Origin of the sequence: Nonomuraea sp. NPDC059194 (assembly GCF_042754765.1) — a bacterium.
Lineage (GTDB): Bacteria > Actinomycetota > Actinomycetes > Streptosporangiales > Streptosporangiaceae > Nonomuraea.
In genome coordinates this window covers 13192-38001 of sequence record NZ_JBHZBH010000005.1, presented here as the reverse complement: position 1 = coordinate 38001, position 24810 = coordinate 13192, and the positions used below count along the sequence as shown (strand labels likewise).

The window sequence follows — 24810 nt, the reverse complement described above, 5'->3', positions numbered from 1 at the left end:
GAAGCGGGCCGCCCACAGGGCCACGCGCTACATCTTCGCCGCGGCGCTCTTGATCGCCTCCCGGATCCGGAAGTAGGTGCCGCAGCGGCAGACGTTCTGGATCGCGTCGATGTCGGCGTCGGTGGGGTTCGTGGTCTTCTTCAGCAGTGCCACGGCGGCCATGATCTGGCCGGGCTGGCAGTAGCCGCATTGCGCGACGTCCTGCTCCAGCCAGGCTTCTTGCACCGGGTGCAGCTGATCGCCGTCGGCGAGGCCCTCGATCGTGGTGACCTCCTTGCCCTGTGCCTCGGACACCGGGACCACGCAGGGCCTGATCGCCTCCCCGTCGAGATGGCTGGTGCAGGCCTTGCACACGTCGATGCCGCAGCCGTACTTCGGGCCCTTTATGCCGAGCTTGTCGCGCAGAGCCCACAGCAGGGGCAGATCTGCGGGAGCATCGACGGTGACGGTCCGCCCGTTCACGGAGAAAGTGTAGGTGGGCACGTGCGGGCTCCTCAGCGGGGGAACGGGACGAAGTCCACGTCGAAGTTGATCGGGAAGCTGCGCGGTCTGGTGCCGGTGGCCCGCGCGTAGGCGTTGGCGATGGCGCCGACGGCGGCGGGCACGCCGAGCTCGCCCGCTCCGCCCGGCTCGCCGTTGGCGGGCAGGATGAAGATCTGCACGTCGGTCGGCGAGTCCTTCTGCCGCGCGTAGTGGAATTGCGAGTAGCTGCCTTCCAGTGGGAGGCCCTTGTCGATGTGCAGGCCTGCCCGCAAGGTGGTGGCGATCGCGTCCGTCAGGCCGCCGAGCAGCTGTGCCTCCAGCCCGCGAGGATTGATCGGGCGGCCGACGTCGGCGGCGATCACCGCTTTGACCACCCTCGGCTTCTTCGGGTCGCGCGCGTCGATCTCGACCAGGCACGCGGTGCAGGATCGGTACTCGTCGTGGAAGCCGACACCCTGAGCGAAACCCGCCGGCATGGCGCGCCCCCAGTTGCCCACGGTGGCGACCTTCTCCAGCACCGCACGCTGCCGATCGGTCTTGAGGAACTCGCGGCGGAACGCGACGGGGTCCTTGCCGAGCTTCTTCGCCAGCTCGTCGACGAGGATCTCCTCGGCGCCGCGGGTGTTGGCCGAGTACACCGATCGCCAGCTCGCGGTGTGCATCTTCAGCGGCACCTCGTTGAGCAGTTCGGTGACGACGCCGAAGTTGTAGGGCACCTTCACCGTGGTGAGGAAGACCGTCTGCGCGAAGCTCAGGTTGCCGGCCACGGGGAGGCTGGCCGCCGTGGCGGTGAGGATCTCGCCGAGTCCGTGCCGCAGGTCGGTCTCCACGGCGGCCACGCGGTGCTCGTAGGTGAGCACCTGCCCGAGGGCGAAGGTGGCGCGGATCTTGTGGTGGGTCGCCGGGCGGGCGCGGCCGTGCCGCATGTCGTCGATCCGGGACCACATCAGTTTGACCGGCTTGCCCATCGCCTTGGAGATCCGCGCCGCTTCGAGTGCGCCGTCGAAGAACAGCCTGCGGCCGAACGAGCCGCCGCTCTGCGTCACGTGTACGGTGACCCGGTCCTCTGGCAGGCCGACCGCCGCGGCGATGGTCTGCTTCGCGACGATCGGGGATTTCAGGCCGGCCCAGACCTCGGCCCGGTCGTCGCGTACGTCGGCGATCGCGGCGTTGGTCTCCAGCGGTGCGTGGCTGACGAAAGCGAAGGCGAACTCCGCGTCGAGGTGCTGGGTCAGTAACGGTGGCACGGCGAACGGCGGCACGGCTGCGCGGAGCCGCTTGCGGATGTCGGCGTCGGACAGCGCGTCGACGGTCCCGCCGTTCCAGGTGACGTCGAGCGCCTTCTTGGCGTCCAGCGCCTGCCCGAACGTCTCGGCCATGACCGCGACGCCGGTCGGGACGACGGCGAGGTCGATCACGCCGGGCATGGCCCGCACTGCTGCCTCGTTGTTCACCGACCGCACGGTGCCGTTGATCGTCGGCGGCCGTCGCACCATCGTGGGCTTGGCGCCCGCCACGTCGAGGTCAAGCGTGTACGGCATGGCGCCGGTGACCATCGCGCGGGCGTCGATGCGTGATTGCGGAGTGCCCACCAGCTTGTGCTCGGTCTCCGGCTTCGGCGTGGCGGTGAGATCCGGCGCGGAGAGCTTCGCCGCGAGGGCGGTCAGCGAGCCGTACGACGCCGTGCGCCCGTCCGGCGCGACGACCGCGCCGTCGCGGGTGATCAGCCGGTCGGCCGGCAGGCCCCACTGCCCGGCGGCGGCGGCGACCATGCGCGCCCGTGCCGCCGCCGCGATCCGGCGCACCGGGTCGTAGACCGAGCGGATCGTGTTGGAACTGCCGGTGAGCTGGTTCATCAGCAGCTCGGACCGCGCGTCGGCGAGGCGTACCCGCACCTTGGACAGCGGGAGGTCCAGCTCCTCGGCGACCAGCATCGCCACCGCCGTGGTGATGCCCTGGCCGACTTCGGCTCGCGGCAACTCGAAGCGGACCTCGCCGTCCTCGGTCACCTCCAGTACCAGCAGATGCGAGGTCGGCGAGCCGGCGAGGATGAGGACGTCGCCGAGGTCCATGAGATCCGCGGGCTGCGGAAGGCTTGGCACGACCGCCTCGGTGGTCGTGGAAGCGGTCGCCTCGGTGACGAGGTTCGTCGCGAGCGTCAGTGTCGGAGCGGCGACCAGGAAGGTCAGGAACCGGCGCCGGTTGACCGCGTCGCCTTCGTGCGGGGCCGAGCTCGTGACGGGACGGGCCATCGGATTCCTTCCACCAGACGAGGTACACCGCGAGAAGGGCAGCCGTGATCGCCACGCCGGCGCGACAGCTGAACATGACCGGATCAGTCGAACCGGGTGCATGGTGGAGTCAGGCTAGGAACCGGCAGTTGCGCCGTCAAGGGCCCGGACGCCTCGGCATCCGGGATGCAGCGGAGGCGATGGGCCAATCCGGATCTGCCCCGCCCACCTCTTCAAGCGGCCGTGCTCACAACGAGCGGATTGACGCTCTGACATTCAGTGCATAGATTGTCAGTATGTCGGACGATGAGCGACTCAGCACGATCTTGGATGCCGCGTACGCGTGCTTCACCCGACACGGGGTGCGGCGCACGACGATGGACGACATCGCACGACAGGCCGACATGTCCCGTCCGGCGGTCTACCAGTACGTGCGCAACAAGGAAGACGCCTTCCGTCGCCTGACGCAAAGACTGCTGGACCACGCCCTGGCCGACGCGCGCGCGGCCGCGCAGTCCCCGACGGGGCTCGCCGACCGACTGACCGCGGCCCTGCAGGCCAAGCTCGCCCTGACACTGAGCCTGTGGCGGGACAGCCCCGCACACGCCGCCGAGTTGCTCGGCAGCGACGCGCGCCTGTCCGCAGAGCTGATCGACGCCTACAACGCCGCCATGCGCAACCTGCTCGCCGACACCATCGCCGGCACCCTGCCCAGCGGTGACGCGGCCGAGTTCGCCGAACTCCTCCTGGCCTTCACCCGCGGCCTGGAGGCCGATCTGTCCGACCCCGACGCCCCGGCCCGAAGGCTGCGCCACGGCGTGACGCTGCTGGTCGCGGGCCTGGGGCGGCGGCCGCAGACCGCTACCACTCAGGAGCCGTCATGACGACCGCAGTACTGATCACCGGAGCCTCCTCGGGCATCGGCCGCGCCGCCGCCCGGCGCCTGGTCGGCACCCCTGGCCTCACCGTCTACGCCACCGCCCGCCGTACCGAGGCGATTGCCGATCTGGCCGGGACCGGCGCCCGTATCCTCGCCCTGGACGTCACCGACGAGGAGTCCATGCGCGCCGCCGTCGAAGCTGTCGAAGCCGAGTGTGGCGCCGTCGGCGGACTGGTCAACAACGCCGGTTACGGCGAGTACGGCACCATCGAGGAAGCCAGTCTGGCCCAGGTGCGCCGCCAGTTCGAGACCAACGTGTTCGGGCTGGCGCGGATGACCCAGCTCGTTCTGCCCGGCATGCGCGCCGCCGGACGGGGCCGGATCGTCAACATCGGCTCCATGGGCGGCCGCCTGGTCTTCCCCGTGGGCGGTTATTACCACGCCAGCAAGTACGCCGTCGAGGCCCTCACCGACGCCCTGCGCTTCGAGGTGGCCCCGTTCGGGGTCAAGGTCAGCCTCGTCGAGCCGGGTCTGATCCGCACCGGCTTCGGCGATACGGCCGCCCGCACGCTCACCGGCTCGGCCGACCCGTCCGGCCCCTACGCCGCCCTCAACGCCGCCGTCGACCAACAGATCGCCGACTCCTACCGGTCGCCCCTGCTGTCCGCCCCACCGGAGGCCGTCGCCAAGGTCATCGAACGCGCTCTCACCAGCTCACGACCGCGGGCCCGGTACGTGGTCACCCCCGCCGCCAAGATCCTCATCCACACTCGCCGACTGCTGGGCGCCCGCGTGTTCGATGCCTACCTGCGGATGCAGTTCAGGGGCGCCGATCGGACTGCACAGCATGCCGTCCACTGAGCGTGGTCGTTCCTGCAAGGTCCTACGCCCCGGCCGGGGATGGCCGTCCGACGTGAAACTCGGGTGCGCCGCGACCAGCGGCTCTGTGACACTACGCGGCATGAATCGTGAACTCATCTCCAGACTGGCTCATGCCGACCACCCGATCGCGGCCCCGCTCTCCGACGACTCGGTCCGCCGGCTGCTGGACCGCGCCCTTGCGCGCGGTGACGAACGCGTGCTCGACCTCGGGTGCGGTGGCGGGGAATGGCTGCTGCGCGCGTTGGCGGCGCATCCGGGCGTGCGGGCCGAGGGGGTCGACACCTCGCAGGCCGCCCTCGCGCACGCCCGCAAGGCGGCGAGCGACCTCGGCGTCCATGATCGCCTCGCTCTTCATCACCAGGCGGCCGCGGATTTCGCCGCCTCGCACGCGTTCGACCTGGTGCTCAGTGTCGGGGCCACGCACGCCTTCGGCGGGCTGCTCCCCACGTTGGCGGCGGCGCGCGAGCATCTGGCTCCGGGCGGGCGGGTCCTGGTCGGCGACGGGCTCTGGGAGCGGGACCCGTCTCGGGAGGCCGTCGAGATGCTCGGCGACTTCGCGGATCTGCCGACGACCGTGGATCGTGTTGTCGCCGACGGGTGGACGCCTGTCTACGGTCACGTCAGCTCGCGGGAGGAACTGGACGGCTACGAGTGGGCATGGACCGGGACGCTGGCCTCCTGGGCTTTGGACAATCCGGGAGACCCTGACAGCGCCGAGGCGCTCGCGGTGGCGACCGCTCACCGGTCCGAATGGCTGCGGGTCTATCGGGAGACATGGGGGTTCGTCACCTTGGTGCTGCGCCGGACGGCTGACTGATCCGAGCTCCGACCCGTTCAGGCAGGCGCACCGGGGCAGCGGTGAGACGCGTCCGACCGCACCCATTGCGAACCCGATCGCGTAATTGACTTTTCTTTCCTGATCAAACTCTTGCCAAACACTAATAAGATCTCGATTTGATAATGATGCAGATCTTACCTCTAGTGACAAAAATGGGTCTGCCATTTTATGGAAGCAATACTGCAGACTGTGTCCCGTGGGTGCATCGGTGCTGCCAAGTGGGCCGCCATCGGTAGACCAGGTGGCGGACCTCGTCGCGAAAGGAAGAGAGCGCGGAAGCGTTACCGTCGATGACGTAGCCGCCGCGCTCGACCGCTCCGAGCTGCCGTCCGACGCGTTGGAACGCGTGGTGCGGATGCTCGCCGAGAACGGGGTGGAGGTTCTCGAGCCGCAGGGCGACGAGGAGACCCCACGCCCCGATGAGGAGGACGTAGGCAAGCGGGCGCCGACCAGTGATCTGGTCCGCATCTATCTGCGAGAGATCGGGCGGGTCCCGCTGCTCACCGCAGAGGAGGAGGTGGAGCTCGCCAAGTCCATCGAGGCCGGGCTGTTCGCCGAGGACAAGCTGGCCAACGGGATCGCCAGGCTGGCCTTCCCCGAGTTCAGGGAGCTGGTCTGGCAGGGCACGCGGGCCAAGCAGCGCCTGATCGAGGCCAACCTCAGGTTGGTGGTCTCCATAGCGAAACGGTATGTCGGGCGCGGCATGCTCTTCCTCGACCTGATCCAGGAGGGCAATCTCGGGCTGATCCGCGCGGTCGAGAAATTCGACTACACCAAGGGTTACAAGTTCTCCACCTATGCCACGTGGTGGATTCGCCAGGCGATCACTCGGGCCATTGCCGACCAGGCGCGCACGATTCGCATTCCCGTGCACATGGTGGAAACGATCAACAAACTGGTGCGGGTGCAGCGCCAGCTGCACCAGGACCTGGGACGCGAGCCCGCGCCCGAGGAGATCGCCTTCGAGATGGACCTGCCCGTCGACCGTGTGGTGGAGATCCAGCGGATCGCGCAGGAGCCGGTGTCGCTGCAGTCGCCGATCGGCGAGGAGGACTCCGACCTCGGTGACTTCATCGAGGACGCCGACGCGGTGGTGCCCATGGAGGCGGCCGCGTTCATCATGCTGCAGGACCAGCTCGACGACATCCTCGCCACGCTGTCCGAGCGGGAACAGCGGATCATCCAGCTACGCTTCGGCCTGGCCGACGGGCACCCGAGGACGCTGGAGGAGGTCGGCAGGGAGTTCGGCGTCACGCGGGAGCGCATCCGCCAGATCGAGTCGAAGACGCTCGCCAAGCTGCGTCACCCGACTCGTGCCCAGATGCTGCGCGACTACCTGGACTAGCTGGCCCGAACCAGCCGCACCGCCAGTCGCAGGAGCCCCGGGATCAGTCTCCCGGGGCTCTCGCATCTCGTGTCCCGAGGCTCCCGGGATGCCGCCCTGGGTTCTCGTGTCTCTGTGTGGGGCTGCCGGCCTCCCGTCCTCTCTCGGTACGGCGGGCGGGTGTCAGGAGCAGCCCTCGAACTGCGGTACCGACACCGTGCCGATCTTCAGCCCCGACTTCCCGAACCACTTGCGCAGCAGTTTGCCCGCCGTTCCGTCCTGGTACATGTCGGTGATCGCGCGGTTGATCGCCTCGCAGCCGTCCACGTCGCCCTTGCGCAGGCCCACTCCCGTGCGCTGCTCGTTGAACTGGGTGTTCACCAGTCGCACGCCGCCGTCACGCGCGGCCAGCCCGGCGAGGATCACGTCGTTGGTGGTGATCGCGTCGATCTGACCGGCCTTCAGGGCGGCCATGCACTGGTCGTAGGTCGCCACGGGCACCACCGAGGCCGGGATCTGCCGTTCGTCGATGACTCGCTGGGCCGCGTTCGAGCCCTGCACCTCGCAGATCTTCCGCCCCGCCAGGTCGCGCACGTTCGAGATGCCCGTGGTGCCGTCTCGTACAAGGATGTCCTGGTACGACAGGTGGTAGGGGCCGGCGAAGGCCACTCTCGTCTTGCGCTCCTGGGTGATGGAGAAGGTGGCGAGGACCAGGTCGGCCTTCCCTCCGAGCAGGACCCGCTCCCTGTCGGCGGCCAGCGCCGGCACGAAGGTGGGGGTGGCGCCGAGCTTGCCCGCGATGTAGGTGGCCACGTCGACGTCGTAGCCCTCGAACCGGCCGTCCTTCCTGAAGCCGATCGCGGGCAGGTCGGGGCGGACGCCGATGACGAGCGTCTCCTTGCCGACGATCGACGACGCCTCGCCCGAGCCGCACCCGCCCACTGCGGCCAGAACGAGCACGCCCGCCAGGACGGCCAGCACCCGAGTGCCCAGGGCGCGGGTGCCCAGTGCTCGGGTGGTCGGCATGTTCGTGGGTGGGATGTGGGTGACTGGCGCTCGGGTGGCCAGGGTGCGAACGGCCAGCATGCGGGCGGCCGGTGTGCGGGCGGCCAGCACGTGGGTGGCCCGCGCGAGGACGGCCCGTGCGGTGGCCCATATGAGGGTGGTCAGCGTCTTGTTCACCGGTACTCCTTCAGCCGTGGCCACACCCCTGCGAACACGCCCGCCGCGATCACGAGGACGCCGATCGGCAGCAGCACCCACAGCCCCCGCAATCCGTTGCCGCCGTCGGCGATCGCCCTGGCGAAGGTGTTCTGGTGCTGTGCGCCCAGCCGTACCAGCGTGGCGTCGAAGGCGTCGAACGCCGAGCGCACGGGACCGGTCAGCGCGGCGGTCGCCGCCGCGCCCGACTGGGCGCGCAGGGCCTGGTCGGCCTGCTGGAAGCGTTGCCAGGCGGCGGTCACGTCGCGTCCCTGCAGCATGCCGAGGAACCGGGAGTCCTTGAGCGCGCCGACCGCGTTCTGGTAGGAGGGCAGGTTGTCGGCGGCGACGTAGACGAGCGACTGCGACTTGTCGAAGAAGGTGTGCTGGTAGGTGTCGGCGCGCACGCTGTCGAGCAGGTAGCGGCTCTGGTCGGCGTGCAGGCTGTTGCCGATCGCGCGGGCTCTGGCGAGGGTCAGCACCGAGTCGAAGCCGTCGCGCTTGGCGGTCTCCAGGGCGGCGGCCTGCTGTTCCAGCACGATCGCGCCCGTGATGGCGCAGGCGGCCGTCGCCAGCGTGGCGGCCAGCAGCGCGGGCCCGAAGATCCTGCGGAACCTGCGGGCCAGGTACACCTGCAACCACAGCAGGCAGCCCAGCGCGAGCGCGCCGCTGAGCAGGGCGATCACGCGTACCGTGACCACGGCGGCGTGCCCGTCCTCGTAGGCGTGCCTGACGATGGTGCCGCTCTCCAGCGTGAGGTTGTAGGCCTGGGGGAGCAGTTCGAGCGTCATGAGATCGGTCGCCTGCCGGTAGATGACCAGCGCCTTGTCCTGCGACCCGCCCGCGACGGGGTCGAGGGAGCTCAGCAGGAGGGCCTCGGCGGCCAGGCGTTCGTAGCGGCCGAGACCTTCGAGCACCGAGGCGATCGTGCGGCGTTCGGCGGGGTCGGCGCCGGCCAGGGTGTGCGCCTGCAGCAGCGCCGTCCCGACCTCCTGCCTGCGCTGGTCGTAGCGGGCCAGCGCGTCCTCGCGCCGGTCGCCGAGCAGCAGGGCGTCGGCCACCTGGGCGTCCATGTCGCTCAACCCCATGTGGAGCCCCGCCGTCGCCACCACCTGGGGTCCGGCGTCGAGCCCGATCACCCGCAGCCCCTCGCGGGCCGCTGCGGCGCCGTACGCGAGGGTGGAGAACAGCAGCGTCAGGGAGACCACGGTGACCGCGGAGATCACCTTGGTGCGTCCGGGCACGGTGCGGCGGGCCAGGAACATCATGGCGCGCTCCCGCGCAGCGTGATGAGCGTCCACGCGCCGAGGTGGATCGCGTCGCCCTCGGCGACCGGCACGGGCACGTTGACCTGGAGGGGCTTGCCGTTGACGCGAGTGCCGTTGGCCGAGCCGGGGTCGACGAGGGCCCACCCGCCGCCCGGCTGGGCCATGAGGACGGCGTGCAGGTGGGAGATCCCCGGATCGGCGGGCGGCATGCCCAGGTCGATCTCGGGGGCGGTGCCGCGGCTACGGCTGGAGCGGCCGATGCGCACCTGCTTGCCGACCAGGGGGTAGCTGCGTTCGGGGCGGTAGGGAGGGAAGACCATGGCGGCGGCGTCGGGGCCGTTCTGCGCGATGATCTCGTCGAAGTAGGCGCGGTCGGCCTCGACGACGGCCTCCCACATCGACGGAGCGACGGGGTCGGGCAGCGGGGACTCGAAGTCGTGCCCGTCGACCTCGCAGAACCGCCCGCTGCGCGGCGTCTGGCAGATCGGGCACGGCTGCCCGCCGGTGCCGTCAGCAGGCGCGGAATGCCCGGACGCGGCCGAGCCGGACCTCGCGGGAGAGCCGGACGCCGAGGAGTGGCCAACAGCGCCGGGCCTCATTGGAGCACCGGACGCGCCGGACGCCGAGGGAGCGATAGAAGCGCCAGAAGCGCCGGAAGCGGAGGAAGATGCGCCAGTTGTGCTCGATGTCGCAGACTCGCCGGAACGGGGCAGCTGGGCGCCGCACACGTCGCAGTACTCCGGGTCCTCGGAGGCGTGCCCGTTGGGGCACGTCACCGCCATCTCAGCCCTCCTGCCGGAGCTGGCTGGTGCGCGTCGACCCCGTGTCCAGCTCGATCTCGTCGGCCTTGTCGACGTGGGTGCGCAGCCTGGCCGTACCGGTGCCGGGGTCGACCTCCACCACCTTGTCCAGCAGCCTGGCCGTGTCCTCCCGTCCGGAGGAGTCCGCCAGTTGCCTGGCCGCCGCCAGCCTGGCCGTCGCCGTCGTGGTGTCGCCCGCCGCGCGGGCGCTCAGCCCCTCCTGGATCAGCTCGTGCAGCTCGGCCTGGCCGGTGTAGTGCGCCACCTTCTTGTTGATGCGCGTCGAGGCGGCGAGGTCGTCGGTCCAGTGCGCCAGGACGTTGCCGCTGGCCAGCACGTCGCCGGTGTCCGGCCGTACCAGCTTGACCCACGCCGCCCTGACCTCCTGGCCGGGCGCGGACGACGGCACCTCGACGCACAGGTGGTACTCGCGTTCCTCCTCGCCCCACGACCCGGTCGGGTGGTCGCCGGTCAGCGGGTTGACCGCGACCCGCTTGCCGGTCAGGTCGAGCAGTGTCGGCGAGACCTGCTTGACGTACTTCAACGTGGCGTCCTTGGGGATCCACACGCGCAGCGCGAGTTCGGCGACCGTCTTGCCCATCGACGCCTCGGTGATCCTGGTGAAGAAGGCCGCCAGGTCCTTCTGGTCGCGCACGAAGTCGAACGTGCCGAGCAGCGCGTCGGAGACCTTGCGCAGCTCGGCGGGCACCCAGTCGGCGCCGACGCCGAGGCTGTCGCAGACGAACCTGCCCTCGCAGTGCTTGAGCGCCTGCGCGAAGGCCTCGTCGCCCTCGTTGTTCTGCCCGTCGGTCATGAGCAGCGCGTGTTTGATCGCGCCCGGCCTGCTCTCCAGCAGGTCGGCGGCCAGCCGCAGCCACTGCCCCATGGAGGTGCCGCCGTTGGCGTCCAGCTTGCCGATGGCCGCCTTGGCGTTGCCGCGGGTGTCGGCGTTCGCCGTGGCCAGCTTCTTGCCTCGCGGGTAGATGACGCGGGCCGAGGTGTCTCCCGAGATCACCGCGAACTGCACCCCGTCGCGCAGCGTGTCGACGGCGGCCTTGGCCGCCTGCCGCGCCTCGCTGATCTTGCTGCCGGTCATCGACCCCGAGGTGTCGATGATGATCACTTCGGCCGCCTCGGCGGGTTCGGGAGCGGCGGCGCCGCCCGCGACGGTGAGGACGGCGTGCACCTCCCTGCCGCCGATCGGCAGGTATTTGTTCTGGTCGACGTGCAGCGTGAAATCACTCATGACGCTCTCCTGACCGGTATCAGAACGACGGTGATGTTGTCGCGCCCGCCGCGGGCGAGCGCGTGGTGGACGAGCGCCCTCGCCCCGTCGACGGGTACGGCGGCGCGGAAGGAGACGGGGTCGTCGAGGTAGCCCCACAGCCCGTCCGTGCACACCATGAGCAGGCCGGGGGAGTCGGGCACGAAGGCGAGCGCGCGGCAGCCCGCGTTCCTGGCGTCGGCGCCCAGCCAGGCCGTCAGCACGCCCGCCGAGGCGACGTCGTCGTCGGTCAGCAGGACCGCGTTCCCCTCGTCGGGCAGCCAGTAGGCGCGGCTGTCGCCGACCCAGCCGACGGTGACCAGGTCGGGTCCCACCACCGCCGACACGTAGGTGCAGGCGGGGGCGTCGTCGGCGGAGGTGCCGAGCTCGGCGACGGCGCGGGCCGCTCTCGCGTACGCGGCCCTGGTGGCCGTCTCCTGGCTGGAGCCCGCCTTCAGCTCCTCGGCCAGGATGGCGACCCCGGTCTGCGCGGCCAGCGCCGAGGCGGTCTCGGGGCGCGGCGACTGGGACACGCCGTCGCACACCACGGCGATGACCAGCCCCTCGGCCTCGCCGAGCGCCATCGCGTCCTGGTTGCAGGTGTGCCGCAGACCCCTGTCGCTGGCTCCGGCCGCGCCCGAGTCGAGGACGATCTCGACGTGGTCGGTGGCGGCGGGCGCGCGCAGGCCGCACTCGGCGCAGTAGCCGTCGGCGATCTCGCCGCCGCATGCCGTACAGGAGGGCGGCGGGCCCAGCGGGGAGCCGCACTGCTCGCAGAAGGCGTGGTTGGGCAGCACGGAGGCCCCGCACGCCGGGCAGGTCACAGCCACGTCCTGGGCCGGACCGCGTTGGCGCGGTCGACGAGGTCGTGTCGTTCCTCCCTCGTGGCGGCGGCCCTGGCCAGCTCCCGGTAGACGCCCTCCAGCCTGCCGCGCACGCCGCTCTGGGTGAGCGGCGCGCCGAGCAGCGTGGTGGCGTGGGTGGCGGGCGGGGCGGCCGCCGTCAGCCAGGCGAGCGCGGCCTCCAGGAGCTCGGCCGACAGCTCGCCCCTGCGCCGTCCCTCCAGCTGTTTGAGCTGGTCGAGGCGATCACCGGCGGCGATCAGCTCGGTGGGGGACAGCTCGGCGGCCGGACGTCTGGCGGCGAGCGCGACCAGCGCCGTCTGCGCCGCCACGTACTGGCTCGACGAGGCGGGCACCTGCTCGAGCGCGGCGGCGGCGTCCTTGCTCTCGCCTGTCGCCAGTTTGGCCCTGGCCAGGCCGAACGCGGCGCTCACGTAGCCGCGGTCGGTGCGCCACACCGTGTCGTACCAGCGGGCGGCCGCGCGGTGGTCGCCCGCCCGCTCGTGCGCGAACCCCAGCGCCAGCTTCACGGCGGGCTCGCCGGGCAGCAGCCCGAAGCACCGGTCGAACAGCACGAGGTCCGGCTTTCCCGACGCCAGCGTGCGCACCGCCTGATACCAGGACACCCGCCAGTCGCCGGGCAGCGTCCGCTCCGCCTCGTCGATGAAGTCGTCGCCGAGATCGTGCTCGGCCACCACCCTCGCCTTGGTCAGCAGCGTCTCGGTGGTGGCGGGCAGCACCGAGAGCCTGCTGAGCAGCTCGCGCGGGTCGCGCGCGATCAGCCCGGGAAGCAGGCCCGCCGCCGGGTCCGTGGGATCGACCAGCGGCACGGGCAGCGCCGCCACCGCCGCCTTCGGATCCAGCGGCTCGAACACGCCGGTGACGCCCTCCGCGACCCGCTCGGGCCCGAAGACCGCCGACTGACTCGGGTACGGCACGGCGTCCTCCGCCGCGCGCACCTCCCTCAGCACGCCCGTGAGCTGGTCGATCATCTCGGCCGCGTCGGGGAAGCGCTGGGCGGGTTTCGGGTGCGTCGCCCGCAGGAGGAAGCGGTGGAAGGACTCGCTGCCCCACGTCTCCGCCCCCGGCAGCGGCGCCTCCGCGCCGTCCCTGGCGGGGCTGAACGGATGGCTCAGCACGGCCAGCGTCCGCGCCACCGTGTAGAGGTCGGAGGTGATCGACGGCCCCTTCGCGGCGACCTCGGGGGCGTGGTAGCCGACCGTGACGTAGGAGCTGCCGGTGCGCGCGCCGATGCGCTGGACGGCGCCCAGGTCGATGACCTTGAGCTGCTGACCCACCTGGATGACGTTGGCGGGTTTCAGGTCGCAGTAGACGAGCCCGTTCTCGTGCAGGTACTCGAAGGCCTTGAGCATCTCCAGCGCGTAGGCGATCGTCTGGCGCAGCGGCAGCGCCCTGCCCTCGCGCAGCCGCTCCTTGAGCAGATCCTGAAGCGAGGGGCCGCCGACGTACTCCATGACGATGTATCCGGCGCCCTCGTGCCGCTGGAAGTTGAAGATCTTGACGATGTTGGGGTGGTCGACCGTCGTCAGGAACCGCCGCTCGGCCTCGGCCGCCGCCAGCGCGTCGGCGTCCGCGGCGTTGAGCAGGCCCTTCAGCACCACCCACCGGCCGTCGAGGTTCTCGTCGGCGGCCAGGTAGATCCAGCCGAGGCCGCCGTGGGCCAGGCAGCCGAGCACCCGGTACTGCCCCGCGACCAGCGCGCCGGGCGCGAGCTTGGGGGTGAAGCTGTAGGGGGTGCCGTCGTGCGGGCAGAAGCCCTCGGTACGGCCCGGCACGCCCTCGCGGCTGCGTCCCACCGGCCTGCCGCACGCCGCGCAGTACCGCTTGCTCTCCGGCACCTCGGGGTTGTCCATGACGGCGTCGGCCGGATTCCGGTACGGCGTCGGCGGCACGTCGGCAAGGCCGTGCCCGAGCACGCCCTTCGACCGCCTGGCGGACGACGACCTGCTGGGCGACGACACGCTGCCCGACGAGAGGCCGCCGGACCACGCCGTGGCCGCGCTCGGAGTGGACGTGCTCGGCGTTGTTTGGGGGGTCGGCGGGCTCGCGGAGTAGCCGCATTCGTCGCAGAAGCCGTCCTGGATCGTGCCCCCGCAGTCTGGCTGCCCGCACCTGGTCATCGGCGCCCTCCATGGATCGCGTCCCGGTAGTGCTCCACCGCGTCCGCCGCCTGGTTGAGGTCGCACGGGGCGGTCCACAGCAGCTCGTGGGCCCGCGTGAAACGGCGGGCGCTCTCGGGGTCCTCGGCGAGGCCGACGCGGACCGCCTTGGACTGGACGGCCAGCAGCCGTCCGCGTAACTCGGCCCTGCGCGCCAGCAGCCCGAGCAGCGCCGAGGTCGTGGTCTTCGCCCGGTCCAGCGCGTCGCGGGCCGCGCGCTCCACGTCCGCCAGCCGACGGGCGCGCTCCACCCATCCGCCGGCGGACATGTCTTCAGGGGGAAGGTCGGCGGCGAGGCGGTCGCTCGTGGGCCGCGGCCTGGCCGAGGAGGGAAGCAGGATCTTGACCGCGACCAGCGCGTGGGTTCTGCGCGCCTCCTCCTCCGCGGTCCTGACCAGGGCGATCAGCTCGATCAGGGCGGTGCGCCGCGGGCCGTACGAACGTCTGAGGGTGTCGGCGCGGGAGAGGTCGGCCAGCCGGGAGTCGAGCGCCGCGCCGAGCCGGTCGAGGTCGGCGGAGGAGAAGCCGAGGGGGTCTTCGGTGACGGCGGAGCGGAGGCGGGCGAGCTCGGCCTCGTGCTCCGGGGCGGGAGGCGGCTCGCCGAGCTCGGCGGTCAGGCGGGTGATCTCGCCGAGGCGGGCCGCGGCCGACTCCAGCGGGGGCAGGAACGCGGTCCACGCCGCGTCGATCTCCGTCAGCGCCTGGCCGACCGTGCGGAACGCCTCGTCCATCTGGATCACGGTCTCGTCGAGGCTGAGGGCGGGGGCGGTCGAGGGGCGTAACGACCTGCGCTCGACCGGCTCGGCCTCGGCGGCCGGCCGTACGGAGGGACCGGCGAGCAGGAACGTCAGCTCCTCCAGCTCCGTGGGCCCTGGCCTGGCGCGGCGGGCCCTGACCTCCTCGGCCTGCCGCAGCACCCCGCGGTAGGCGTCGTACGACGTCCAGAGCCGCGTCATGGCCTGCTGCGCCGCCGTCCACACGGTCAGCGTCCTGCCGCGTAAGGCGGCGCCCTTGAGCAGCTGGAAGGAGGTGTGCGACTCCAGGTCGAGTAAGTCGCCCGAGATGCGGTCACGCTCCTCGCCACGCGTGCGCAGGGCGTGGTCGGCGCCTTCCCCGCTCATCGGCGTCCCGGCCGGTTGCATCGGCATCCCCCCGTTATCCCCCGTGGATGTGGGTCCCCGATCTCCTCATTTATCGGGTCAACGCACGACATGTCCAGAGGGGTTCCTGACCCTGAGAGTCCCCTGACTTGTCCCTGATTCGCCCCTCGAACCGCGCCGCCGGGGGCCGCGGGAGCCTAGCGTGGGCCCCATGGCACGCATCCTTCTCATCATCGCGCTGGTCATCGTCGGCCTCATGCTCCTGGGCCCGATCCTGGGCTTCGCCCTCACGCTCCTGAAGTGGGCCCTCATCATCGGCGGCGTCGCGGTGGCCGTGATGTTCGTCTCACGCTGGCTCAAGACGCGGTAGGTGACGCGCCCCACATGAGGGGGTTAGGTTAGGGAAAGCTAAGTTAGGACGACCTAACGCGCCAAGGAGGCGCCATGCGTTCCCTAGCCTTGTGCGGAGTTCTCGCCTTCACGCTCGCCGCCTGCGGCACCTCGGCGGACGACGGCGCCGACGGCGGCAGCGCCAGCGGCAGTGGCAGCGCGGCCTCGGCGCCGCAGCCCGCGCCCACCGGCGCGGTCCAGGAAAGCGTGGCCGTCACCGCGACCGACACCACCTGCGTCGCGGACAAGACCGCCCTCAAGGCGGGGGTCGTCAAGTTCGCGACCAGGAACGAGGGCGACCAGTTCACCGCCGTCTACGTCTACCGCGCTGACAAATCGGTGGTGAGCGAGCGCAACAACACCCCCATCCCCTTCCACGGCGTCCACCAGGCGGGCATCGCCACGCCCGTCCAGGACCGCCTCCACTTCGCCGCCTTCGACCTCACCAACGCCACACGCGACAGGGTGGTCGCCCTGCTCAAGCTGTGGACCGCGGCGGCCGAGCGGATGACGGCGGGCAAGGAGGTCGGCGACGGAGCGCTCGGCGCGCCGCTGGCCCCGCCCGACGACACGGGGGAGGCGCTCGGCCTGCCCGCCTCCAGGCTCACGCTCACGATCGGCTTCGGCGCGTCGTTCTTCGACAAGCTCGGCCTGGCCAGGCCGGCCGCGCTGAAGCCGCTGCCGCGTTTCCCCGGCGACAAGCTGGATCCCGCGCGCAGCGACGGCGACCTCTGCGTCCAGGCGTGCGCCGACGACCCGCAGGTGGCGGTGCACGCCGTACGGAACCTGGTGCGGCTGGCCTTCGGCACCGCCGGCGTGCGCTGGTCGCAGCTCGGCTTCGGCAAGACCTCCTCCACCACGCCCGAGGAGCAGACGCCGCGCAACCTGATGGGCTTCAAGGACGGCACGAACAACATTCCCGGCGCCGACGCCAAGCTGCTCGACGAGCACGTCTGGATCGGCTCGGAGGGGCCTGCGGCGCTGGTGGGCGGCTCCTACCTGGTGGCGCGGCGGATCAGGATGCACATCGAGACCTGGGACCGCACCTCGCTCAAGGAGCAGGAGGACATCTTCGGCCGCACCAAGGGCGAGGGCGCGGCCTACGGCCGTACCCGCGAGCACGACCCGGTCGACCTCGCGCGCCAGCCGGCCGACGCGCACGTGCGGCTGGCCAATCCCGGCTCGCTCGGCGGCACCAGGATCCTGCGGCGCGGCTACTCCTTCACCGACGGCAGCGACGGGCTCGGCCGGCTGGACGCCGGGCTGTTCTTCCTGGCCTACCAGCGCGACCCCGAGCGCGGGTTCATCCCGATCCAGCGGGCGTTGGCCAGGACCGACCCGCTGAACGAGTACATCCAGCACGTCGGCTCGGGCCTGTGGGTGTGCCCGCCGGGCGTGGCGCGGGGCGGGTTCTGGGGGCAGGCCCTGTTCAGCTAGGACAGAGCGGAGCATAGTGGGCAGATGGAGGCGCGGCCCGCGGTCAACGACGCGGCGCTCGGGCGTGAAGCCCTGCACGTGCTCGACGCGAACTGGATGGGGTCGGCCACCGTGCCCGCGCCGGGCCTCTATCCGCACCAGTGGAGCTGGGACTCCGCCTTCGTCGCCATCGGCCTGGCCAGGCATCGGCCCGAACGCGCGATGGCCGAGCTGGACGGCCTGCTGGAGGGCCAGTGGGCGACGGGGATGATCCCGCACATCGTCTTCCACACCCCCGAGGCGTACTTTCCCGGGCCGACCGTCTGGCGCTCGTCCGAGCACGCCGACGCCCCCTCCCGCATCCTCACCTCCGGACTGACCACCCCGCCGCTGCACGCCCTGGCCGTGTGGTGGCTGTGGCGCCACACCGCCGACGTGGGCTACGTCAGGCGCGTCTTCCCCGCGCTGGCCGCCCAGCACGCCTACCTCGCCACCGCCCGCGACCTGGGCGGCGGCGGGCTCGCCGCGATCGTCCACCCGTGGGAGTCCGGCATGGACGACAGCCCCACGTGGGACGACCCGCTGGCCGCCCTCCCCGAGATCCGGTACGGCTACCGCACCCCCCACCTGGACGAACGCCACCCCGACAGCGACCACGACCGCTACGTATGGCTCGCCCTGCGCTACCGCGACGCCGGCTACCGCCACGAGTACCTGCGCGACGAGCACCCGTTCGCGGTCGAGGACCCGATGTTCAACGGCGTCTGGCTGGCCTCCTGCCACGCCCTGGCCGAGCTGGCCCCGATCGCCGGGTTCGACCCGGCCCCGCACGCCGAACAGGCCGCCAGGATCAGGGCAGCTCTTGCCGAGCGCCTGTGGAACGGCTGCTTCTACGCCCGCGACCTGCGCGCCGACCGGCTCATCCCGGTCACCACCGTCGGCGCCTTCGGCCCGCTCCTCGACCCTGAACTGCCCCGCGACACCGTCACCGCGCTGGTCGAGATCCTGGAATCGGCCCGGTTCATGGGCGCCACCGGCTACCCGGTGCCCAGCTGCGAGATCCGCGCGGCCCAGTTCGACCGCACCCGCTACTGGCGCGGGCCGTCCTGGGTCAACACCAACTGGCTGCTGCGCCGCGCCGCCATCCTGCACGACCTGCCGCACCTGGCTCAGCTGCTCACCACCGGCACCCTCCGCCTGGTACGGCAGGCGGGCTTCCGCGAGTGCTTCGACCCGTTCGACGGCAGCGGCAGAGGGTGCAGGGACTTCTCCTGGAGTGCGGCGCTCACCCTGGATCTGCTCGCCGATACCGTGGCCTCATGAGCCTGTTCCGCCGCCTGCCGTCCGACGTGCGTAAGAGTCTGGCCACGACCAGTGGAGAGCGCGTGCTGACGTTCGCACAAGCCGACGAAGGCTACGTGGTCGCCACCGACCTGGCGCTGTTCCTGCCCGACGGCGAACGCGTGCCGTGGGAGACGGTGGAGCGGGCGGGGTGGGACGACGACGGGCTCAGCCTGACCACCTCCGACGGCCGCCGCCTGTCGGCGCGCGTCGCCGAACCCCACCGGCTGCCCGAGGCCGTACGCGAACGGGTCAACTCCACGATCGTGGTCAACAAGTACGTGCGGCTGCCCAGCAGGGGAGGGGTGCGCCTGGTCGCCCGCAGGGCACCCGGCGCCGACGCCTTCACCTGGAACTTCCACTTCGACGAGGGCCTCGACCCGGAGGACCCGGGGCTGCGCGCCCAGGCGGAACAGGCCCTGGAGGGCCTGCGGCGCACCATGGGCGTCTGACTCCTGGTTTCGGTTCGTCTCAGGTTGGGAGCCCGGCCTGACTCCGGGCTCCCCGCGCCGCCTCTAGTACGGCACGCCCGTGTCGTCGGCCTGCGCCTCGTCCTTCTTCTTGGCCCCCGCCTGCCCCGACTCGGGCCAGCCCGTCCCCGTGTCGAGATGGTCGACCTCGCGCCCGCTTCTCAGGAAGGGCACCCGGTCGACGAGCGTGTCGCCGACCTTCGCCCGCGCCACGCCGGCCACCTTGGAAACCTGCGCGCCCATCAGACCCGCGGCCTCCTGGACCCTCGGGCTGTCGGCGACACGCCGGGCCGCGCGCTTGATCTGTTCGTAGCGTTCGCGGCCCGCCCTGCTGCCCAGCACGTAACCGACCGCCACCCCGACAGCGAACATCATCCGATATCGCATTTTCCACCTCCGCTGTCTCCGGGCCTACCCCGCTGGCGATGCGACACGCACTCCAGATGTGCGCTAATCTATTCCTGCGCCGAACGGAAGGGCCTCACGCCCGGCCGGGCAGGCGCGCAAGTCCGATCCCGTGTAGCTCAATCGGCAGAGCAGCCGGCTGTTAACCGGCAGGTTATAGGTTCGAGTCCTATCGCGGGAGCTTGGTACAGCCGAAGAACATAAAGCTCAGGCCCCCTTCCCAGATCAGGGATAGGGGGCCTGAGTCGTTCCGGGAGCCATTCGGGGAGCCACTACCCGGTTTGGTCACCCTTGCCGAAGACGGCATCCATGGTCTCGGCCCCATGAACGATGACCGGCCTGATCTGGTGTCGATAGACGGTTTGCGTGGTGTTGGGTGTCGAGTGCCCGACGAGATCGGCGATGCGTTCCACAGAGACATCCCCGTCGCTCAGGATCGAGACGAAGGAGTGGCGGAGCTCCCGCACCTTCCAGCGGCTTCCGATGCCTGCCTTCTTGGTGATCACTCGTAGTCCACGCAGCACGCGCATGGGATCAAGCAAGGTCCCGTCGTCGCGAGTGAAGACGAGACCGTGTTCCTGCCATGCCTCACCGGCCAACAGCCGCTGCGTCTTCTGACGTACTCGATGCCGTTTGAGCTCGTCGACCACGAGGGCCGGAAGGGCGAGCGCCCGACGTGACTTCTTGGTCTTGGTGTCTCCACCGACTCGATCGGCGCGAAGAACCGAGATGGAAGGCGGCTTTCCTCTCAGGTCTACGGCCTCCCAGAGAAGCTTTCGCGCCTCCTCGGGTCGGATACCGGTGAGGAGTGAGGTGATGACGTACGCGCCGAACTTCTCCCCGTCGCACGCCTTGAGCACCGCGACGGCCTGGTCGAGCGTGAGGGACGTACTCGGCCGTCCTTCCTGCCCGTGTGGTGTCTCGCACAGGGCCGAGACGTTGCGGCCGACGAGTTCACGCTTCTCGGCCATGCGAATGGCGCGGGTCAGGAGGTTGTGTATCTGGACGATCGTTTTGGTGGCGAGGGTTTCGGCGAGCTCGTCAAGCCAGAGATCGACATGTTCGGCGCGAAGGTCCTTGAGCCGATAGTTGCCGATCTTCGGCTTGATCTGGTTCTCAGCCATCGACCGCGCGTGCGTGATGGTGCCAAGACTGCGGCCTTTGAGTCCGTGCGTGAGGAAGTCGTCTACAGCGTCGTTGACGGCCTGCGCCGTCGAAGCCGAGGGACACGGCGGCAACCCAGGCGTTCTTGCTCGCGTCGAAGTAGATCGAATAGTCGAGATCCTCTTTGCTCATGCCGCCTTCCTTTCGAGGCGCGCGATGTACTCGGAGAGTGCGGCTACCGGGATACGGCGGCAGCCGTCGATCTTCACCGAGCGGATTTCCCCGCTCCGAAGCAGCGCGTAGACCTTCGTCCGACTGATCCGAAGCTGGACGGCGACCTCCTCAGGCTTGTAGAGCAACGGCACGACCGTTGCCCCGGCTGGAGGTCGGACAGGGGTGGACATGGTGACGCTCCGTTCACGGTCTGAGGGTTGGTCAGGCGACGAGCGGTGCGGACGGGCTCTGTTCCCAGGCGTCGTGGGCGAGCTCTTCACGTCCTGTTGCGTTCGCGGGCTTGTGCCGCTGCCGTGTTGGCGAGGAGTTGGTCACCGGTCGTGGGCCAGCCGGTACCTGCGTAGGTGAGAAATCCGATGACGAGGGTGGTTTCCTCGGTTTTGGTGTTAAAGCGGCCCTGACCGGGCCGCACGCGCCGCCGACGCGGCACGGGCCGGGCACTCCCGCTTAGGCTCCCATGCCCGACCCGCAACACGCCGGTCGGCAGGCGCGGACGAAGGATCAGGGCCGCAAAGCCGAGGAAGCGCAATTCTCGGGTAACGGGGTCGGGCTCATCAGCGCAAGCGCACGCATGCACGCGCGGCGACAGCGCCAGCGAGTGGTTGCTCGCCGTATCGCAGGTACCGCGGTTCGCTCCCGGCGCAGGATTGTTTCGCGGCAGGTTCGGAACCCGTCAAGGGCGGCCTACGGCCGTCGCTACGCGATCGAGCAAGCTCGACCCTTGACTGAACCCGGCCCGCAGTCGCGAGGTTCGGCGCCTGTCGGGAGCGGGAGGGGTATGGGCGAACCGCAGGGCACAGGCGGCACTGTGACTGGCCCAGTACCTTGTGGGGTGGGACGACGGCATACGGGCAGGCCAGGAACGCGTGCGCGTGAAATCGGACCTTTACTTAGCGCCAATCGTCTCATTGCTAATTCCTTATTTACGGATAAAGTGAAACAATGAATGACCTGAATCGATCATGGGTAGATTCCTCATGAACAATTAGATCTAGGCTCATGCTGGAGGACGCATGGCTGTTAACATCCCCGACGACGTCAATACCACACAACCCAACTGGCGATTTTGCATTCAGTGCTTCAGCCTCTTCTGAAATGGCGACCGCAACGGCGGCAAGGGTATCTGCAACGGGGCGCCCACACAAGGCGGCGGGCACAGGGCCGCAGGGTGGAATTTCTACCTGCTTGCCGACCCGGATAATCTAGCCTAGGCGTGGACCAGGCTGCCTACATCTAACTCTCAACCTCCTGCTGACATATCCCAATTCTTAGACCATAGAATCTATCCATGCTGGAGGACGCATGGCCGTTAACATCCCCGACGCCGTCAGTACCACACAACCCAACTGGCGATTTTGCCGCGAGTGCTTCGTCGTCTTCTGGAACGGGGACCCCAACGGCAGCAAAGGCAACTGCGCCGGAGGGCACTTTGAGGGAGAAGGACACAAGGCGGCAGGGTGGGATTTCTACCTGCTTTCTGACCCAGGTGATCTACTGTAACCAGGTAGAAAGCTATTGGGCATCCACAATCCCATGCCATTGTTTCAGAACAACCCAATAGCAGACCACACTGCCACGCGGCAGCAATGACGAGACTCCCCTATGAAAACTTTCCTACTCAACGGCCGTGATTGGCTGAAAAGTCGAAGGGGAGCCAGATCGGGAGCCATACGAGGTGGACTGATCGGAACGAGCCTGAACTCAGCTGAGCAGTCAACGTCACCTCTGACCAAACCCCGGACTGATCGAAACAGCATGAAGCTGGTTCGAGTCCTATCGCGGGAGCTTCACCAAGAAGCCCAGGCCAGCGGCCTGGGCTTCTTGCTTTCCACCGACTTTCGCCAGGTGCGGTTGACAGGGCAGGGAAACCGGCTCTCGCACTGGTGCGGGGTCAGGGGAGGAAACCGGCTCCCGTCACGGGCGAGAGGCCAGGGAAACCGGGCCCCCGCGACTGGTGTGGTTCACAGGGGAGGGAAGCGGGGGGCGCGGCGTTCGAGGAAGCTGGCCACCCCCTCGGCGAAGTCCGGCCGGCCGAACGAGGCGAGCATCTCCCGCACCGCCGCCCTGGCCGACTCCTCCAGCGTCCGGTCCCAGTCGCCCCACACCTGCCGCTTGATGACGTCCATCGAAGCCGGCGAGCTGTGCGCGGCCAGCTCGCGCGCGTACTCCCACGCCACCGCCGCCAGCTCGTCGCCCGGCACCGCCCGGTTCACCAGGCCCATGGCGTACGCCTCGGCGCCGGTGAAGACCCGGCCCGACAGCAGGACGTCCATCGCGCGCTGCTGCCCCATGAGCCGCGGCAGCACCCATGACAGCCCGTACTCGGCGACCAGGCCCCGGCGCGGGAAGGCCGTCGTCCACTTGGCGTCGTCGGCGGTGAAGACCAGGTCGCACATCAGCGCGTGCACCATGCCGAGCCCCGCGCAGGCCCCGTTCACGGCGGCGATGATCGGCTTGCGGATCGTGGTGGGGTAGGTGTTCGGCCGGGGGTCGGGCTCCTCGTCGTAGCCGCCCGACCGGATCGCGTCGAGCGTCTGGAGGTCGGCGCCCGAGCAGAAGCCCCTGCCCGCGCCGGTCACCACGACGGCCCGTACGGCGGGGTCCTTCTCGGCCTGTTCGAGCAGGTCGAAATAGCGGCGGCCCATGGCGTCGGTCCACGCGTTGAGCCGTTCGGGGCGGTTGAACGTCAGCGTCATCACGCCCTGGTCGATCGACGACAGCACCGGCTCCGGCATCGCACACCCTCCAGGCGAGACGCGTTACAGAACAACGTTCTACACCAAGGGCGGTCCGTTGCCCACCCCGGCCCCGCGCGCCCGAGGAGCGTCCCCTGGACGGGCGGGACCCTGCGCCGGGCGGAGGCGCCCTCCCGTGCTTGCCGTACAAGAAAATGCGGATGACTACGGGTGGGAGGGGACGAAGGACGGGGTGAGGGTGCGTTGGTCGTAGTACCGGTGGAAGACGGGGGTGGCCGCGCCCGACATCGGCGGCACGATCCACGACCAGTCGGCCGGGCACGCCCTGCCCGCCTTCTCCTCCCGCTCCAGGTGGGTCAGGAAGCGCCTGGACTCGGTGTGGTGGTCGGTCATCGTCACCCCCGCCGCCTCGAACGAGTGCAGCACGGCCACGTTGAGCTCCACCAGCGCGTGGTCGCGCCACAGGGTGCGCTCGCGCGAGGTGTCCAGGCCCAGCCGCTCGGCGATCACCGGCAACTGGTCGTAGCGGTCGTGGTCGGCGAGGTTGCGGGCGCCGATCTCGGTCCCCATGTACCAGCCGTTGAACGGCGCGCACGGGTAGCAGATGCCGCCGATCTCCAGGCACATGTTCGAGATCGCCGGTACGGCGTGCCAGCGCAGGTCCAGCTCCTCGAACCAGCGGTACTCCGGATGCCTGATCGCCACCTCCAGGACCGCGTCGCCCGGCACCGCGCACAGCAGCGGCCGCCCCTTGGCGGGCTGGACGACGAGCGGCAGCACGTCGAACCTGGTTCCCGCGCCGCCGCGCCAGCCCAGCCCGAGCGCCTGCTCGGTGAAGGCGACGTTGCGCGGATCACCGAGCACCGAGCCGTCCTTGCGGCGGTATCCGGCGTAGCGGATGAGCTGCTCGTTCACGATGCGCGGGGCCGGGCAGGCGGGGTGGTCCTGGGCGAACACGGTGATCGTCGGCCGGATCCTGCCGCCGCCCGTCGCCTCCCTCAGGTGGGCGACGCACTCGACGGCCACGCCCTCGGCGCTGCAGATGTCCCGGCGGTCCCTGACCTTCAGCGAGCGCCAGTAGAGCCGCCCGATGCAGCGGTTGCTGTTGCGCCAGGCCACTCTCGCGCCGAACTCCAGCTCGGCGGCGGTATGGGTGTAGGTGCCGAACTTCGCCGCGTCTCTGGCGACCTGCCGCAGGCGCGCGGCGACGTCGCCCGCGCCCGGATTCTCCGCGTGGAACAGGCGGATGAAGCGCTCCGCCTCACGGAAGTCGACGGCCTTGTCGGTGACGGTGTGGATCTCGAAGGGACGAAGTGCTCTCATCCACGTACGCACTCAGCAACCAGCGCATTCCGGGTTCGCGGATCGCGCGACCGATTCCGGGTCGGAGGCACGGTCCTGGTGGCGGCGCCCTCACCGCGTCGCCCTCGTGTGGTCCGCAGCAGACCACATCTTCACCTTG

At 70.0% G+C, this 24810-nt stretch carries 22 protein-coding genes and 1 tRNA gene; 9 read left to right on the top strand and 14 right to left on the bottom strand.

The genetic code is table 11. The features are described 5' to 3' along the window. Positions 1-27: 27 nt before the first annotated feature. Together ACFXJ8_RS09150 and ACFXJ8_RS09145 are read right to left on the bottom strand one after the other, a co-directional pair. Positions 28-483: a (2Fe-2S)-binding protein gene (locus tag ACFXJ8_RS09150; RefSeq protein ID WP_379643310.1), complete on the bottom strand. Its 456-nt coding sequence runs from the start codon at positions 481-483 to the stop codon at positions 28-30. A gap of 11 nt (positions 484-494) precedes the next feature. After that, on the bottom strand, positions 495-2735 hold the full coding sequence (locus ACFXJ8_RS09145) for a molybdopterin cofactor-binding domain-containing protein (RefSeq protein WP_379643309.1): 2241 nt from the start codon (positions 2733-2735) through the stop codon (positions 495-497). A 275-nt stretch (positions 2736-3010) separates the two neighbouring features. Here ACFXJ8_RS09145 and ACFXJ8_RS09140 point away from each other — a divergent pair, with 275 nt between their 5' ends. From ACFXJ8_RS09140 to rpoD, 4 genes are all read left to right on the top strand, one after another. After that, on the top strand, positions 3011-3598 hold the full coding sequence (locus ACFXJ8_RS09140) for a TetR/AcrR family transcriptional regulator (RefSeq protein ID WP_379643308.1): 588 nt from the start codon (positions 3011-3013) through the stop codon (positions 3596-3598). Continuing rightward, positions 3595-4455, top strand: coding sequence for an oxidoreductase (locus tag ACFXJ8_RS09135; RefSeq protein ID WP_379643307.1), 861 nt, complete (start codon positions 3595-3597; stop codon positions 4453-4455). Before ACFXJ8_RS09140 ends, ACFXJ8_RS09135 begins: the two co-directional genes overlap by 4 nt. Before the next feature lie 100 nt (positions 4456-4555). Then, positions 4556-5293 carry an SAM-dependent methyltransferase gene (locus ACFXJ8_RS09130; RefSeq protein WP_379643306.1) on the top strand — a complete coding sequence of 246 codons (738 nt, stop codon included), beginning with the start codon at positions 4556-4558 and terminating at the stop codon, positions 5291-5293. Between the two features lie 262 nt (positions 5294-5555). Beyond that, positions 5556-6659, top strand: a complete 1104-nt coding sequence (gene rpoD / locus ACFXJ8_RS09125; protein WP_379643305.1) for an RNA polymerase sigma factor RpoD — start codon at positions 5556-5558, stop codon at positions 6657-6659. 162 nt (positions 6660-6821) lie between these two features. Here the strand turns inward: rpoD and ACFXJ8_RS09120 are convergent, their stop codons facing one another. The 7 genes from ACFXJ8_RS09120 to ACFXJ8_RS09090 form a co-directional block, all read right to left on the bottom strand. Beyond that, on the bottom strand, positions 6822-7820 hold the full coding sequence (locus ACFXJ8_RS09120) for a transporter substrate-binding domain-containing protein (protein ID WP_379643304.1): 999 nt from the start codon (positions 7818-7820) through the stop codon (positions 6822-6824). Next, positions 7817-9106 (bottom strand): hypothetical protein, encoded by a 1290-nt coding sequence (locus ACFXJ8_RS09115; RefSeq protein WP_379643303.1) that lies wholly within the window; start codon positions 9104-9106, stop codon positions 7817-7819. The genes ACFXJ8_RS09120 and ACFXJ8_RS09115 overlap by 4 nt, the downstream gene beginning before the upstream one ends. Next, on the bottom strand, positions 9103-9705 hold the full coding sequence (locus tag ACFXJ8_RS09110) for an FHA domain-containing protein (RefSeq protein ID WP_379643302.1): 603 nt from the start codon (positions 9703-9705) through the stop codon (positions 9103-9105). Before ACFXJ8_RS09110 ends, ACFXJ8_RS09115 begins: the two co-directional genes overlap by 4 nt. A gap of 184 nt (positions 9706-9889) precedes the next feature. Further along, positions 9890-11152, bottom strand: coding sequence for a VWA domain-containing protein (locus ACFXJ8_RS09105; protein ID WP_379643301.1), 1263 nt, complete (start codon positions 11150-11152; stop codon positions 9890-9892). Next, complete coding sequence (locus ACFXJ8_RS09100) at positions 11149-11994, bottom strand: PP2C family serine/threonine-protein phosphatase (protein ID WP_379643300.1); 846 nt, start codon at positions 11992-11994, stop codon at positions 11149-11151. The genes ACFXJ8_RS09105 and ACFXJ8_RS09100 overlap by 4 nt, the downstream gene beginning before the upstream one ends. Beyond that, entirely contained in the window at positions 11991-14153 is a 2163-nt protein-coding gene (locus ACFXJ8_RS09095; RefSeq protein WP_379643299.1) for a tetratricopeptide repeat protein, read from the bottom strand. The genes ACFXJ8_RS09100 and ACFXJ8_RS09095 overlap by 4 nt, the downstream gene beginning before the upstream one ends. Continuing rightward, the gene (locus ACFXJ8_RS09090) at positions 14150-15340 is read right to left on the bottom strand and encodes a hypothetical protein (protein ID WP_379643298.1); all 1191 of its coding nucleotides are present in this window, start codon (positions 15338-15340) and stop codon (positions 14150-14152) included. The genes ACFXJ8_RS09095 and ACFXJ8_RS09090 overlap by 4 nt, the downstream gene beginning before the upstream one ends. A 163-nt stretch (positions 15341-15503) precedes the next feature. Between ACFXJ8_RS09090 and ACFXJ8_RS09085 the strand changes: the two genes are divergently transcribed. The 4 genes from ACFXJ8_RS09085 (at position 15504) to ACFXJ8_RS09070 (ending at position 18891) form a co-directional block, all read left to right on the top strand. Further along, positions 15504-15662 (top strand): hypothetical protein, encoded by a 159-nt coding sequence (locus ACFXJ8_RS09085; protein ID WP_379643297.1) that lies wholly within the window; start codon positions 15504-15506, stop codon positions 15660-15662. A 74-nt stretch (positions 15663-15736) separates the two neighbouring features. Further along, positions 15737-17119 carry an iron uptake transporter deferrochelatase/peroxidase subunit gene (gene efeB, locus ACFXJ8_RS09080; protein WP_379643296.1) on the top strand — a complete coding sequence of 461 codons (1383 nt, stop codon included), beginning with the start codon at positions 15737-15739 and terminating at the stop codon, positions 17117-17119. Positions 17120-17143: 24 nt separating this feature from the next. Further along, positions 17144-18421 (top strand): amylo-alpha-1,6-glucosidase, encoded by a 1278-nt coding sequence (locus tag ACFXJ8_RS09075; RefSeq protein ID WP_379643295.1) that lies wholly within the window; start codon positions 17144-17146, stop codon positions 18419-18421. Beyond that, a complete protein-coding gene (locus ACFXJ8_RS09070; RefSeq protein WP_379643294.1) occupies positions 18418-18891 on the top strand; it encodes a hypothetical protein in 474 nt (157 codons plus the stop codon). The genes ACFXJ8_RS09075 and ACFXJ8_RS09070 overlap by 4 nt, the downstream gene beginning before the upstream one ends. Positions 18892-18954: 63 nt before the next feature. Here ACFXJ8_RS09070 and ACFXJ8_RS09065 read toward each other — a convergent pair whose 3' ends face one another. Continuing rightward, the gene (locus ACFXJ8_RS09065) at positions 18955-19296 is read right to left on the bottom strand and encodes a YtxH domain-containing protein (protein ID WP_379643293.1); all 342 of its coding nucleotides are present in this window, start codon (positions 19294-19296) and stop codon (positions 18955-18957) included. 126 nt (positions 19297-19422) lie between these two features. On the opposite strand from ACFXJ8_RS09065, the gene ACFXJ8_RS09060 reads away from it, so the two are divergent. Then, a tRNA-Asn gene (locus tag ACFXJ8_RS09060) sits at positions 19423-19495 on the top strand. Positions 19496-19586: 91 nt separating this feature from the next. On the opposite strand, the gene ACFXJ8_RS09055 is transcribed toward ACFXJ8_RS09060, so the two are convergent. The 4 genes from ACFXJ8_RS09055 to ACFXJ8_RS09040 all read right to left on the bottom strand — a co-directional run bounded on the left by ACFXJ8_RS09055 (position 19587) and on the right by ACFXJ8_RS09040 (position 24671). Then, positions 19587-20438, bottom strand: coding sequence for a tyrosine-type recombinase/integrase (locus ACFXJ8_RS09055; RefSeq protein WP_379643292.1), 852 nt, complete (start codon positions 20436-20438; stop codon positions 19587-19589). A gap of 168 nt (positions 20439-20606) precedes the next feature. Continuing rightward, positions 20607-20822, bottom strand: coding sequence for a helix-turn-helix domain-containing protein (locus ACFXJ8_RS09050; RefSeq protein ID WP_379643291.1), 216 nt, complete (start codon positions 20820-20822; stop codon positions 20607-20609). Between the two features lie 1791 nt (positions 20823-22613). Continuing rightward, a complete protein-coding gene (locus tag ACFXJ8_RS09045) occupies positions 22614-23387 on the bottom strand; it encodes an enoyl-CoA hydratase-related protein (RefSeq protein ID WP_379643290.1) in 774 nt (257 codons plus the stop codon). A gap of 165 nt (positions 23388-23552) precedes the next feature. Then, complete coding sequence (locus tag ACFXJ8_RS09040; protein WP_379643289.1) at positions 23553-24671, bottom strand: nitric oxide synthase oxygenase; 1119 nt, start codon at positions 24669-24671, stop codon at positions 23553-23555. Between the last annotated feature and the right edge of the window lie 139 nt (positions 24672-24810).